Here is a 14,070-nt window from a genome sequence, read left to right as displayed (position 1 = left end):
ACTACGCGATCAGCGCCTGCCCTTCCGGCGAGAGTTCGACATCAACATCCTGCCGGGTCTGCTCTTGAATCTGGTTCAGGTTCCGTGTCAGGACCTTGAGAATGTCTTTCGGCTCCGGATACACGAGCATGTTGCCGTCGCCGTCCTCCATGACCAGTTGCGTGTCCGAAAGGGCAACCTGATCGCCCTGAATGCTGGCGACGATGACATCAAGTGCCTCCGCACCGCCGGGGTCGCCCTCCTCAACTCTGGTGATATAGAGCGCGTCGAGTCCGATGAGGTCCTTGTACTCCCGGACCTGTTCGGCGCAGGCGACCATGTCCTGTGTCACGGCGGTCTTCTCGGCGTTGCCGTGATCGCCCTCATAGCAGTGTTTACAGATTCGCAGTTCGAGACGCATGCCCCTGTCTATGAGACAGGGTCACATTACCGTTGTGGCGTGACTCCGCCCAACCACTAACGTTTACTGTGGGGCTGTGTAATGATATACCATGGCATCAGCACTGAACGCGGTGTACCTGGCGCTGGTCGTACTGGTGGGCATCGTCGGCACGCTGTTCGTCGCAAGTATCAGGTCCGCTGACGTGCGCTCTCGGTGGCTCGAACTGTCGTCGGTCGGGGTTGTCATTCTGTTCTTGCTGGCACTCGGTGTCCAGTTCCTCGCGTGAGCGACGGCCGTTTCGCTGTTGATTACTGTATCGACCGGTAGCTACCGCTATGTGCGCGAATCTGTGGCCGGTCTCGGCCGCGTATCTACATCATGACCAGTACCCCGACCAGAAGTAGACGCCTTTCTTCCTAGGTGCTGTCGATATGGTTCTATATATCTGCTAATACTGCCTTCTGTGGGTTTTCCATATCGAACTTTATCATTATGCTGCTTTTTCTGTTCGTTGACCACTGTTATCCAGTATTTCGGCCATCGATAGAATCGGCTGCCGGCAGTACACTGTCTCCCGTTTAGACAAACAACCGTACACTCGTTATTTTGGGAAATCTCATTGAGGCCGGTGGACAGTCAGGGGATCGACGGATCAAGATCAGCAAAACGGCGCTAAATATCGTTCATCAATTATGAATATCTGTGGCAGGTCAAAGGTAGCTGTGGCCTGGTGTCGTTTATCGACATCGCATGTGGCATTCAGGCGTCGAATCACGTCGGTGCGGTTACCCGAACCCCGTTACAGTGTGTATCCACCTGCGCTACAACGCCACACCACCGATACCGTTGTACACCCACTTCACGGTCATTACTGCTGCAAAATCAGCCCCGCGGCTGTGTATCACAAGGCCGCAATAGCATTCACCATTACTGAATACTATCGTTACGAGTAGGTGACGTTCAGCTCGATGACGTTTGCGACTTCCAGGACTTTCTGTGGGAGTTCCTCACGGAACCGGTCGCCACGGAACCGGTTCGTCGGCCCCGAAACGCTGATCGCGCCGATGACCTCGTTGTCGTGGTTGAGTACCGGCGCAGCGACACAGCGGAGGCCCTCCAGACGTTCCTCATCGTCGAAGGCGACGCCGCGTTCGCGAACGTCGGCCAGTTCCGCCTCCAGTTCCTCGCGGGTCCTGATCGACTTGCTGGCTTCGCCGCCGAGACCGTGCCGGTCGACGATCGCATCGACCTGTTCGGTCGACATGTGTGCGAGGATCGTTTTTCCCAGCGCTGTCGTGTGGAGGGGGACGCGCGTGCCGACGTGGGCCTTGACCTGCACCGCCTTGTCACCGCGTGCCCGGTACAGGTACGACCCGCGCCCGTGCTCCTCAACGAGGATGTTTGCGAGTTCGCCGGTCTCCGAGGCGAGTCTGTCGACCTCCGGTTTCGCGATCTTGAACAGCTTTTCCCGATGACGGGCATATGCCCCCAGCTCCAGAAACTGGAGCCCTACCTCGTACACGCCGTCCCTGTTGACGATGTACTCTTCCTGTTCCAGCGTACTCAGATAGTTGTGAACCGTACTTTTCGGAATGTCGAGATGCTGGGATAATTCGGTGACACCGGCGCCGTCGAGGTCTTTCAGCGCGTCCAGCACCTTGAACGTCGTTTCGACCGACTTGACTGGGTTCTGGGCGGTCTTTGCCATACTCCGACATGGCACGCCCTCCTATTAAACAGTTGTTCAATCATCTGGGACAGAACAGCGGTTGACTCGCCGAAAATATATGTATCCGTGTTGTATTCTATATACTCCCTCGCCTGATGCAGCAGTGATTGACCCGTATTCTTCGGGATCCGATACCTACTGTCGTAGGCGCATGATCCCGAACAGCGCCATATCAGCGTATACATCCGCGTTCAATTATAGTGAACAGACTGGTGCACATTCGGAACAAAATCAGGTTATTGGTGTCTTGGATGAGACGTACTCACCCGGAAATCCAGTCCTCCAGGCCGAACGCTACGACTGCAAAGCACCATTTGGACACTCATCTCCAAAACAACTATTCCACAATATGGAACGTATGGTCAGTGATTTATTCGCCTCGCACTGCCACGGACACCGGTTTCACTCCCACACTTGAGACACGTCGAACACCGGCTTGCAGGTCTCGCCGCCGATGAACGACTCGAACGCTTCGTCGGCGTCTTCGAGGGAGAATCGGTCGTCGATGAACGTCTCACAGTCCACGTCGCCGCTGTCGATGAGTCGGAGCGCGCGCTCGAAGTCCTCGTACATCGACGCGTAGGAACACTGCAGGTCGATCTCGGAGCGGACCAGTGGCGAGTACTCCATCGTCGTCTCGCCGGTCTGGCCGACCAGCACGATCTGTCCGCCCTTCCGGACCGCGTCGACGGCCGAGGGCAGCCCCGACGGATGGCCGGTCGTGTCGAAAACGACATCGTAGCCGATGCCGTCCGTCTGTTCGTCCCGCCGGGCCTCGAAGTCGTCCTCGGCGACGTTGATCGTGTCGAAACCGAGGTCTTCGGCCAGCGGCAGCCGATAGTTAGCGTCCGGGCCGACACCCGACACCGTCACCGTCCCGCCTTGTGCGGCGGCGATCTGTGCGGTCAACTGTCCGATGGGTCCGGGTCCTTCGACCAGCACGCGGTCGCCGGGGGAGACGCGGGAGTTCTCGATGACCGCTCGCGCGCCGATGCTCGTCGGCTCCACGACGGCGGCGTGTTGCTGTGGGACCGAATCCGGGACCGGATGCAGCGCCCGCTCCGGGACGGTGATGAACTGCTTGTACGCGCCGTCGTGGTCGACGCCGGTGATGACCGCGTCCTGGCAGACGTTCGCCGAGCCGATCTCGCACTGGTAGCAGTCGCCACAGCCCCGGATCGGCCGCTCGACGACGCGGTCGCCGACGGCGAACTTGGTGACGGTGTCGCCGGTCTCGACGACCCGACCCGCGTACTCGTGGCCGATGATTGTCGGAAGCTCCATCCGCTCGAAGGCGGACTCGAACTCGTAGATCCCCGCATCACTGCCACACAGCCCGGCGTAGTCTATCTCGACTAGCGCCTCGTCGGCGGCCGGTTCGGGCCGTTCTCGGTCGATGAACTCCATTGCGCCGCTGGTACGACTAACTTTAGCTAATCCCCGCATATACGCTGAATCGTCACCGGTCCGTATAATTCTATGGGATTTCGCCGCACGATCCCAAAAACGTAATGTGGGCGAGCGTCGAGGGTTCGGGTATGGTTGCCTACGAACACACGCCGGTAACGGTCAGTGACAAACGGGCCGTCGTCGTCGGCGGGACGAGCGGGATCGGACAGGCTATTGCACTGGGCTTCGCCACTGAGGGCGCGGACGTTATCGCCACGAGTCGGAGTGAGGACGCGGTCGCCGAGACCGCCGACGCCATCGAGGAACGCGGTGGGAACACCGCGCGCGTCACCTGTGACGTGACCGACCCCGACTCACTGGAACAGCTCCGTGAGACAGCCGTCGACGCGTTCGGCGGCATAGATATCGTGGTCGCCTCACAGGGTGCCATCTCCCGCAAGCGGGTCCTCGACATCGGCGACGACGACTGGGACTTCGTCACCGACGTGGCGCTGGACGGCGTCCGACGGGTCACGCAGGAACTGGCCCCCGCGATGGACGAGGACGGGTCGATCATCAACATCTCCTCGCTCGCCGCTCGCCTGTCGATGGCCGACCTGCCAGCCTACGCCGCGGCCAAGGGTGGCGTCGAGGCGTTCACCCGCGCGTCTGCGAAGGAATTAGCGCCGGGTATCCGCGTCAACGCTATTGCGCCCGGCTTCGTCATCACACCACAGAACAAGGAGACCTACGCCGAAGGCACGGAGAAGCGGGCCAAGATCGACGAGCGGGCGCTGGCCGGCCGCGTCGCCGAGCGTGAGGAAATGGTCGGAGCAGCGGTGTTCCTCGGTAGTGACGCCTCGTCGTACGTGACCGGCGAGGTGCTGACCGTCGACGGCGGCTTCGCTGACAGCGCGCTGTAGGTCCGCAGTATCGTTTTCACCGGGGGAATCGAGGACTGGCGAGAATGAAACCTGATCTCAGAGCCGCAGCGTCTCTTCCGTGAGATCGAGCTGTCTGTTGTGCAGCGACACGCCGCTGCCGCCGTCGAAGAAGTGGACGGCATCGGACGGAATCCGTACCGTCGTGGTACTGTCCTCAGTCACATCACGGAGCCCTTCGGTCACGGCGACGAGGTTGTCGGACATGTCGTCGGTCCCCGGACGCGAGAGGTGGACGACGTTCTGGTCGCCCATCGGCTCGACGACGGTCACGTGCATCTCGTACTCGTGTGCCGGATCGTCGCCGATATCCGCGTCGTTGAGTATCTCGATTTCTTCCGGCCGAATGCCGAGAACCAGCTCCGATGTCCCGGCGACGGCGTCGTCGATCTCACGGCTCACGGGATACTCGAAGAGGTCGCCGACAAAGGATCCGTCATTGTACTTCCCGTGGAAGAAGTTCATCGACGGCTCGCCGATGAAGCCCGCCACGAACATGTTGTTCGGGTCGTGGTACAGCTCCAGCGGCTCGCCGACCTGCTGGAGTTCGCCCTGGTCCATGACGGCGATACGGTCGCTCATGGTCATCGCCTCCGTCTGGTCGTGGGTGACGTAGATCGTCGTCACGCCCAGTTGGCGCTGGAGCTGCTGGAGCTCGGTCCGCATCTCCGCCCGGAGCTTCGCGTCCAGGTTCGACAGCGGCTCGTCCATCAGGAACAGTTCGGGGTCCCGGACGATAGCCCGCCCGAGCGCGATCCGCTGTTGCTGGCCCCCGGATAGCTCGCCGGGTTTGCGGTCCAGTAGATCGTCGATGCCCATCATCGACGCCACTTCCTCGACGCGCTCCTCGATGTCGTCGTCCGGCAGGTCGGTGGACTCTTCGAGCCCGAAGGACATGTTTCCGCGGGCCGTCAGGTGCGGGTACAGCGCGTAGGACTGGAACACCATCGCGATGTCGCGGTCCTGTGTGTCCATGTCGTTGATGACGGTTCCGCCGAGCCTGATTTCGCCCTCGGTGATGGTTTCGAGGCCGGCGATCATCCGCAGCGTCGTCGACTTGCCACAGCCCGAGGGGCCGACCAGCACCAGGAACTCCTCGTCCTCGATGTCGACCGAGATGTCGTCGACGGCGACGATCTCCTCGTCGTCGTCCTGGTACACCTTCGTCACGCGGTCGAGCGACAGCTCAGACATTGTGTACCTCCACTTCGGATTCGAGGCGGCGGTTGTGTAACGCCTCGCCGGTGGCCGCGTCGAAGACGTGGACGGTGTCGGGGTCGACCGAGACGACCACGTCGGTCCCCGCATCGACCACGGTGGTTCCGGCGGTGAGGGCGTGTATCGCTTCGGACTCCGAGGCGTCCTCGGGGTGTCGCAGGTGGACGACGTTCCGGTCGCCGTGGGGTTCGACGACGGAGACGGTCATCCGGAACTCGTGGTCCGCGAGGCCGCTCGATCCGCCCTCAGGAAGCCGTTTCAGGTCGATGTCTTCCGGTCTGACGCCCAGTACTACCTCGCTGGTGTCGCTGAGGTCGTCGCGGATACCGCTGTCGAAGGGGTACTCGAAGAACTCGCTGGTGAACGTCCCGTTCTGGTGTCGCCCCTCAACGAAGTTCATCGACGGCTCGCCGATGAAGCCGGCGACAAAGCGGTTCTCGGGGGCGTGGTACAGCTCCAGCGGTTCACCGACCTGCTGGAGTGTCCCCTTGTTCAACACGGCGATGCGGTCGCTCATCGTCATCGCCTCCGTCTGGTTGTGCGTGACGTACACCGTGGTCACGTCGAACCGGTGCTGTAGCTGCTGTAGTTCGGTCCGCATCTCCGCCCGAAGCTCTGCGTCCAGATTCGACAGCGGCTCGTCCATCAGGAACACTTCGGGGTCCCGGACGATAGCCCGCCCCAGCGCCACGCGCTGTTGCTGGCCGCCGGAGAGTTCGTCCGGGTTCCGGTCGAGCATCGAGGAAATACCGAGCAGGTCTGCGATCTCCTCGACGCGGGCGTCGCGTTCCTCGGACGTGTACCCGGATTCCTCCTCCAGGCCAAAGCGGATGTTCTCCCGGACGGTCATGTGGGGGTACAGCGCGTAGTCCTGGAACACCATCGCGATGTCCCGGTTCTGTGGCACCCGGTAGTTCATGTGCTCGCCGTCGATGTAGATGCTCCCCTCGGTTGGGGATTCCAGGCCGGCGATACACCGCAGCGTCGTCGACTTGCCACAGCCCGACGGCCCGACCAGTACGAGGAACTCGCTGTCGGGAATATCGAGGGAGAGGTCCTCGACTGCCGTCGTGTCGCCGAACCGTTTCGTCATGTGTGAGATTTCTATTCGTCCCATTGTTATGCCTCCGTCCTCAGTCCTTTCGCGAACTGTTCTGCGAACGCGACGTAGATGATAAGCGTCGGCAGCGCCGCGAGGAACGCCGCTGACATCCGGATCCCGAAGTCGACGCCGGAGGTCGATGCCCCCACTGCCGGGAGAATCAGCGTCACGACGGCTTCGGGCGTGTCAGATCCAGTGATGAGCGTAAACGCAAAGAGGAACTCGTTGTAGATCTGGGTGAACTGGTAGATGAACACCACGCCGAACATCGGCTTCGAGATCGGCAGGATGATCCGGCGGTAGATCTTCGTGATCGACGCGCCATCGATCTTCGCTGCTTCCACGTATGACGACGGGAGCCCCTGGTAGTACGACCGAAAGAGGATCGTACAGATCGGGATCCCGTACGCGATGTGGGTGATCATAAGCGGCACGAGGTTTGCGTGATAGCCCTGCAAAAACGGGAGCGCGATAAACAGCGGCTCCACCATCGACGCGAGCGGGAAGATGTTGTTCCAGAACCGCGCAAGCGGAACCAGCACCGCCTGATACGGCAGGAAGATACCGATGAGGAACAACACGAGGACGCCCAGCTGCCCGCGCCAGTCGACCATCGTGAGGCCGTAGGCGGCCATGCTCCCGAACAGGACGCTCCCGATCGTCGCCGGGATCGCCATGAACAGGGAGTTGAAAAAGGCCCCGGAGAGCGCGTTCAGTGCGAACGTCATGTTGTCGAGGGTGAATCCTTCGGCCAGCGGTGGCATGAGCGGGATCGTCTCGGCGACGGCGCGGTTTGTCTTGAACGCCGTCATGATCCCTGTCTCGAGCGGCGCGAGGAAGAATCCGATGAACAGGACGACCAGGACGTACTGGCTGATGCGGTAGAGGCTGTAATCCTCAACGAACGATGCCACGTCGAACGTCTGGTCGGATGATGAACTGGCCATTGTTAGAGACTCCCCTGTCTGTACTGGTAGTAGAGGTACGGGGCGATAACACCGAGCGCCAGGATGAGGAGGTACGTGGCGATGGCGGCCGAGTAGGCCCACTTTCCGAGCTTGAACGCCTGACGCACCATCAGCGTCGCCAGGATGTCAGTCCCGTTTGGCGGCCGGTAGCGGCCGGTCAGTGCATACAGGAAGGTAAACGCCTTCAGGGCGAACACCATCAACACGACGGCCGCGCTGACCGACGCCTCCTTCATCTGCGGGATGATGATGCGGATGTACGTCTTGAGCGTGCTCGCGCCGTCGACGTGTGCCGCTTCGAACTGGTCGTCGGGCAGCGACCGCAGGCCGGCCAGATAGACGACCATCGTGTAGCCACTGAACTGCCAGATGAGCGCGAATATCACTGATCCGAGCGCGATGGACGGATTCCCGATCCAGTCGACGGGGCCGATACCGATGGCTCTCGTGATGATGTTCATCACCCCGAAGTCGTAGTTGTACATCCAGAGCCACACCTGCGCCGTGATGACGAACGACAGCGCCATCGGCAGCAGGTAGATCGTCTGTACTGTGTTGTTGTACCTGATCCCCTGATCCAGCAAGATAGCGAGAAACAGTCCCAGCAGGAGACAGATCGTCGTGAAAACGATCAACAACACGAGGTTGTTCTGGGCGGCACTGATGAAGGCGCTGCTCCCCAGCACCTGCGTGTACATCTCGAAATCCAGATTGCCAAGGCTGTAATCCGGCGGCGTCAGGCCGCGGGCATCTGTCAACGAAATAGCAGTGTTGAAACCGATGCCGCCGTACACGGCGATCCCCATCAGCAGGAACGGGATTCCCCAGAACGGCGACGACCGGACGAGGTCGTTGTTCAAAAAGTACCGGACCTTCGTCTCCCACCCGACCTCTTCGGCCTGCGGCTTCGCCGATTCCGCTTTGTCAGTAGTTGCCATAAATTGAGTTGTTCATGTTGACAAAATAAGTCGTTCGGTTCGCTACCTCACTCCGAGACGGTGCTCATCAGTGCGTCGGCGGCGGCTTCAACGTCGTATGGACCCATCATGTTCTCACTTATCGCCGTCTTGCACTCGCCCAGTTGCTCCGGCGTCACGGCCAGGCCGTGGGCCAGGGTCGGCGGGTACGCCTCGGAGCTGGTGAGGTCCTCGTAGGTCAGCCCGATGAAATCACCCAGCTCGTTGGGGTCGATGTCGGTCCGGAGCGGCACCGAACCCTTGAGGTTGTTGAATGCGATCTGCGCATCCTTCGTGCCGACGAACTTCTGCCACGCAATGGTTTCTTCCTCACTGGGGTTGTTCGCGGGTGCGACGATCGCGTCGAGATGGTACGTGTAGGTGCCTTCGGTACCGGGGAAGGCAATCCAGTCCCAGTGCTCCTCGAAGTTGAACGAATCATCGACGCGGAACTGGCCGGCGAGCCAGTTGCCCTGGTGCATACAGGCGACATCGCCGGCAATCATCTTCCCACCCATGTCGGTGAAACTCGATGTCGAGGCGTCGCTCGTGATGTAGTTCTCTTGGATTTCCTGCACGTATTCCAGTGCGTTCACGACAGCAGCCCGGTCACCGTTGCCCTCGATCCAGTCTGTGTAGGCTTCGACGCCGGCCTCGCTCTGGAGCACCTGGACCCACAGTTGGAGCACGGTCCAGGGGGCGACCATCGCCTGCCCCATCGGTGTGATGTCCGTCTCGGACTGTATCGTGTCCAGCGCGTCCATCAGTGCGTCCATGCCGTCGAGGCTTTCCGGATCAACACCGGCGTCTTCGAACGCCGAGATGTTGTAGAACAGGTTGTTCATCCGGTGTGAGCCAAGCGGGACCGCAGGCATCTGGTCGTTAAACGTACACAGATCGACCGCGCGGCTCTGCATGACATCCTTGTACCCTTCGGCGTCCCAGACATCCGCTTCGAGGTCTTTGAGATTGCCGCGGTACCGTTCGAGGTTGTTGCCCGGCCAGTTGGCGAAGGAACTCATCGGGTTCCCGTTGACCATGCGCCGGAGGATCGTCGCGTTGAGGTTGACGTTCGCGCTGGCCCCGACTGCCTGGAAGTCCGTCTCCATGTCAGGGTATTCCTCCTGGAACACCTCGATGAGGGCGTTGATAGCTGCCTCACCATCCCCACCGGCCCAGCCATGGAGGACCTCGAGTGTGTTCGACCATTCGCTGCCACTGCTTCCGTCGCCGCTCGTGGACCCACCATCGCCGCCACCGTCGCCGCCATCACCGCTTGTACTGCCACCGTCGCCGCCACTCCCGTCGCCACCGTCGCCTGAACAGCCTGCAACGCCTGCGGCGATTCCAGCGCCGAGTGCTGCCATGTACTTCCGCCTGTCCGTATTCACGCCGGATCTGTCATTATCAGTCATACACTATCGAACACTGCGGGTGATACAAATAAATCTACCGGATTGTTATACGACAATCATAGTTAATCTTGTAAGATAGTGGACGACACACGCTCACCGGTCTAAACGGGCTCTGTACTAGTGGGCGACACCCGAGTTAACAAGTAGCATGGTTTGATTCGCCACCCACACCAACCGGGAAGCGACGGTCGAAACGAAAATCCGGCCAACTGGCACGGCGGCTCTGTTCGACCGCTCCGTGCACTATTTCGTTGTGCCGTGTGCCTATTACTCGTCGAACAGTTCCTGTCCGTCAGCGAGGTGTTCCTCGACGGCGTCGAAGTCCAGCGTCAGACCGAGACCCGGTTCTTCCGGGATGGGCATGTAGCCGTCCTGAATGAGGTCGTCCTCCTCGACGAGGTCTTCCCACCAACCCAGCTCGTAGGAGTGGTACTCGACGGCGAGTGCGTTCGGGATGGCCGCACCGACCTGTGCAGAGGCCATCGTCCCGATGGGCGAAGAGACGTTATGCATCGCCACCGGCACGTAGAACATGTCCGCCAGCGTGGCGATCTTCGCCGTCTCGCGCATGCCGCCGACCTTCGGGCAGTCGGGCGCGATGATGTCGACGGCCTGGTCGGTGATGAGTTGGCGCTGCCCGTGGGTTCGGTAGACGTTCTCGCCGACGGCGATTGGCGTCCCTGTCGACTGTGTCACTTCGCGCTGCACGTCGTGGTTCTCCGGCGGGACCGGGTCTTCAAGCCACCACACGTCGTACTGTTCGAGTTCTCGCGCGAGGCGCTTGGCGCTCCCGCTGGCGAAGGCCCAGTGGCAGTCGAACGCGGCGTCGGCCTTGTCGCCGACGCGTTCGGTGACGCGCTTGACGATTTCGGCCTTGTGCTCGATTTCCGGCTGGCGGAGATGCCGGTTCGCGCGGTCCTTCTCGTGGCCGGAGGGCACGTCGAGGTCGAACTTCAGGGCGTCGTACCCCAGTTCGTCGACGACGCGCTCGGCCTCGTCGGCACAGGCTTCGGGGTCGGCCTCCTCCTCGGTGTGACAGTCACAGTAGGTTCGGACCTCGTCGCGGTATTTCCCGCCCAGGAGCTGGTAGGCCGGCACGTCGAGGATCTTCCCGGCCACGTCGTGCAGGGCCAGCTCGATGCCGGAGATGGCCGCGATGTCCTTCCCGGCGACGGAGCCCTCGCCGGACATCTTCTGGACCATGTGTTCGTAGAGCCGGTCGATGTCCAGCGGGTTCTCGCCGACGATGAACGGCTTCAGCCGCTCGATGATCTCCGGGATCGCACCGCCCCAGTAGGCCTCACCGTTGCCGGCGACACCAGCGTCGGTATATACTCGGACGAGTGTCCACGGGTAGTTCCCGTCGACAATCACGGTCTGGACATCGGTAATCTCCACGTCGCGTCTCTCACCACGGGACTCGGTGAGTCCCATCGTCTCGCCGGAGAGATCGCGCATGGTGTATTCCGCATTCGGATCTCGTAAATTTGCGTAGTTCATGCGACAGGCTGAAATCCAAGTCCACGATAAAAACAGTTCCGGGTCGCGGCGTGGTATCACGTACCGCAAATTCCGAGTCCAGCGGCTCCCAGCGATACTGCGACCACACCCCCTTTCGCTATCGACTCAGACGACAGTGACGGAGTTGTTCAGCGTCCCGATGGATTCGATGTCAATGGAGATCTCGTCGCCTTCCTGCAGCGTGAAGTCGTCGTCGGGGACGAGACAGGTCCCGGTAAGCAACACGGACAGTTCCGGCACCGCGTTGTGCGCGTTGTAGTACGAGACGAGGTCCTCGCAGGTGCGTTTCATTTCGCTGGTGTTTGTCTCCCCGCGGTAGACACACTCCCCATCACGGTGAATTGACATCGACAGGGTCAGCGAGTGCGGGTCTTCGATATCGGTGACGACGGTCGGGCCGACCGAACAACAGCGGTCGTACACCTTGGCCTGGGGGAGATACAGCGGGTTTTCCCCCTCGATGGACCGACTGCTCATGTCGTTGCCGATGGTGTAGCCGACGATTTCGCCCTCGTAGAGGACGATTCCGAGTTCGGGCTCGGGTACGTCCCAGTCCGAGTCGGCGCGGATACCGACATCTTCGTCGGGGCCGACGGTACGGTTCGGTGTCGACTTGAAGAAGATCTCCGGGCGTTCAGCGTCGTGAACGTACAGATACATCTCCGGCGTGTCGCTTTCCTCTTTGCGGGCCTCTTCGCTGATCTGGTACGTGACGCCGGCGGCCCAGACTTCGTCCGCAGTGACCGGATCAATAACGTCCGCGTCGAGTCGCTCCTCTGTAATCGACTCGGCGGCGTCGAGGTGGCGTGTACTGATCGTATCGGGCGAGGTATCCGCAATCGAAGCCGCCTTGAGGAGGTCACGGAACGTCCGGAGCTGGGGTTTGGCGCTGGTCAAATCGTACGTCCCGTCGTCGGTCTCGACTGCTAACCGCTGTGAGTTCCCGTCGCGTAGCTGGTAATACCTCATACGGTGTAGCAAACTGCAATACTATATGAATCTTGTGCTGCCAGCGTCATATCTCCCAACGATAGGCTCGGATAGCGGAGAAAACCGCTCAGCTCCCGGAATCTGTTCGGGCCCCTCAGTATACGAGGACACAGACGAAAGCACGCGACGGACGCCACTCACTATCGGGCCGTTGCATCGTCTCTCCAGCCGAACCGCTGTTCAGAATTACCGAACAGCTTGAATGACAGACGTACAGACGTTATTCTGGGATCCTCCCGATAGTGTGGGAAGATCTGTCGTTATTGTCGCCAGAAACCGCTTCTATAGCATGGTAGACCCGCAGTAATGGCATACTATCTTGAAACTTCTGGCAGAAATTGTTCCACATGGATGAACGCACTTTTCGTACTCCTGACTGACTTCCTCACTCTCGGGAATAGCTGTATCGCTAGAAAGAACTATATAAATATATGTGTTTAGTACACATTTGCTGAATCTAAGCGAATTCTCCGCATGGAATATCATACTACTATTTAAAAGTGTCGGCACAACCTTCCTGTGATCGATTGTCCATCTGCCCGGGATCCGTATTGCCTGTTCCACGTTGAAAAACTCACACGCAGCGGCCCCGACAGCCAACACACCTGCTTGGATCACGATAACTGTTCGGTCTTTTCGACATATTCGAGATGAGACCCGTCTGTAGACCTTCGAATCAATATTTCACACTATATTGGTACTGGCCGGGCCCATATACACTCATATTTAAATAAATATCCCAAATATATACTTAGAATTGTATTTTTAGATGTATGCGACAGGAGATGTGTGTGGATAGCGAAATTTCCTATCCCAAGCTCTCCTTTCGATCTATTCCGGTGGCTGGAAGACCCGGACAGTGTCCCGATTTCCGTCCATGGAGTCGGTTTCGATGAGATCGAACGCTGTAAACACTGCGTTCCAGTCTCTGTAGTACAGCGGGACGTTGTCGTCGACGTAATTTACCTCACCCTCGGTGCCACCTTCGTTCTCGACAGTGATCAGCAGGTCATCGACAATCCGTGCCAGTTCCTCGAACGCCCAGTCGACATCCGGGTGCAGATGCTGCAACGTTTCGACCGAGAAGACGACATCGTACGTGCCGTCCGCGACATCCGTGACAAACTCCTCGATAGCCATCGCGTGAAACGAGCCACTGGCCGCGAGATCGGGGTACGTCTCCGCGAGGACATCCAACGCATCGGCATTGATGTCGACGCCGGTCAGATCCGAGTAGCCGGCATCGGACAGCGCAGCGAGGTGTCGCCCGGAGCTACACCCGACCTCTAGAATAGCTGCGTCTTTCTCGACGTGCTCTTCGAGTATCGACCGCACCAGCTCACTTGTCTCGTCCGCGCCGTAGTATGCATAATACGTCGGGGAATACTCCCCGGACCGCTCGGCCCATTCCGCACGGATGTCGTTAGAGTCCACGGTAAACTCCGGAGATGGGGACGGA

The 14,070-nt window shown here is 59.9% G+C and carries 13 protein-coding genes; 2 read left to right on the top strand and 11 right to left on the bottom strand.

All coding sequences use genetic code 11. The annotated features are described in order from the left end of the window. Position 1: 1 nt before the first annotated feature. Entirely contained in the window at positions 2–400 is a 399-nt protein-coding gene (locus tag Harman_RS13240; protein WP_137684263.1) for a hypothetical protein, read from the bottom strand. A gap of 91 nt (positions 401–491) precedes the next feature. On the opposite strand from Harman_RS13240, the gene Harman_RS21550 reads away from it, so the two are divergent. Beyond that, entirely contained in the window at positions 492–668 is a 177-nt protein-coding gene (locus tag Harman_RS21550; RefSeq protein ID WP_200830893.1) for a hypothetical protein, read from the top strand. A 657-nt stretch (positions 669–1,325) separates the two neighbouring features. On the opposite strand, the gene Harman_RS13235 is transcribed toward Harman_RS21550, so the two are convergent. Continuing rightward, a complete protein-coding gene (locus Harman_RS13235) occupies positions 1,326–2,090 on the bottom strand; it encodes an IclR family transcriptional regulator (RefSeq protein WP_137684262.1) in 765 nt (254 codons plus the stop codon). A gap of 423 nt (positions 2,091–2,513) precedes the next feature. Continuing rightward, positions 2,514–3,557, bottom strand: coding sequence for a zinc-dependent alcohol dehydrogenase (locus Harman_RS13230; protein ID WP_137684261.1), 1,044 nt, complete (start codon positions 3,555–3,557; stop codon positions 2,514–2,516). 92 nt (positions 3,558–3,649) lie between these two features. Here Harman_RS13230 and Harman_RS13225 point away from each other — a divergent pair, with 92 nt between their 5' ends. After that, on the top strand, positions 3,650–4,423 hold the full coding sequence (locus Harman_RS13225) for an SDR family NAD(P)-dependent oxidoreductase (protein ID WP_137684260.1): 774 nt from the start codon (positions 3,650–3,652) through the stop codon (positions 4,421–4,423). Positions 4,424–4,480: 57 nt separating this feature from the next. Here Harman_RS13225 and Harman_RS13220 read toward each other — a convergent pair whose 3' ends face one another. From Harman_RS13220 to Harman_RS13185, 8 genes are all read right to left on the bottom strand, one after another. Further along, entirely contained in the window at positions 4,481–5,635 is a 1,155-nt protein-coding gene (locus Harman_RS13220) for an ABC transporter ATP-binding protein (RefSeq protein ID WP_137684259.1), read from the bottom strand. Then, positions 5,628–6,776 (bottom strand): ABC transporter ATP-binding protein, encoded by a 1,149-nt coding sequence (locus tag Harman_RS13215; RefSeq protein ID WP_137684258.1) that lies wholly within the window; start codon positions 6,774–6,776, stop codon positions 5,628–5,630. Before Harman_RS13215 ends, Harman_RS13220 begins: the two co-directional genes overlap by 8 nt. A 2-nt stretch (positions 6,777–6,778) precedes the next feature. Further along, entirely contained in the window at positions 6,779–7,708 is a 930-nt protein-coding gene (locus Harman_RS13210; protein ID WP_137684257.1) for a carbohydrate ABC transporter permease, read from the bottom strand. Between the two features lie 2 nt (positions 7,709–7,710). After that, positions 7,711–8,667, bottom strand: coding sequence for a carbohydrate ABC transporter permease (locus Harman_RS13205; protein ID WP_137684256.1), 957 nt, complete (start codon positions 8,665–8,667; stop codon positions 7,711–7,713). Between the two features lie 47 nt (positions 8,668–8,714). Further along, positions 8,715–10,052 (bottom strand): ABC transporter substrate-binding protein, encoded by a 1,338-nt coding sequence (locus tag Harman_RS13200; protein WP_137684346.1) that lies wholly within the window; start codon positions 10,050–10,052, stop codon positions 8,715–8,717. A 315-nt stretch (positions 10,053–10,367) separates the two neighbouring features. Beyond that, positions 10,368–11,600 carry a mandelate racemase/muconate lactonizing enzyme family protein gene (locus Harman_RS13195; protein WP_137684255.1) on the bottom strand — a complete coding sequence of 411 codons (1,233 nt, stop codon included), beginning with the start codon at positions 11,598–11,600 and terminating at the stop codon, positions 10,368–10,370. A gap of 126 nt (positions 11,601–11,726) precedes the next feature. Further along, the gene (locus tag Harman_RS13190; protein ID WP_137684254.1) at positions 11,727–12,590 is read right to left on the bottom strand and encodes a fumarylacetoacetate hydrolase family protein; all 864 of its coding nucleotides are present in this window, start codon (positions 12,588–12,590) and stop codon (positions 11,727–11,729) included. Between the two features lie 852 nt (positions 12,591–13,442). Next, positions 13,443–14,045: a class I SAM-dependent methyltransferase gene (locus Harman_RS13185; RefSeq protein WP_137684253.1), complete on the bottom strand. Its 603-nt coding sequence runs from the start codon at positions 14,043–14,045 to the stop codon at positions 13,443–13,445. Positions 14,046–14,070: the final 25 nt, after the last annotated feature.

This window comes from Haloarcula mannanilytica, assembly GCF_005406125.1.
In the GTDB taxonomy this organism is placed as follows: domain Archaea; phylum Halobacteriota; class Halobacteria; order Halobacteriales; family Haloarculaceae; genus Haloarcula; species Haloarcula mannanilytica.
This window is presented reverse-complemented; position numbering and strand designations above follow the sequence as displayed.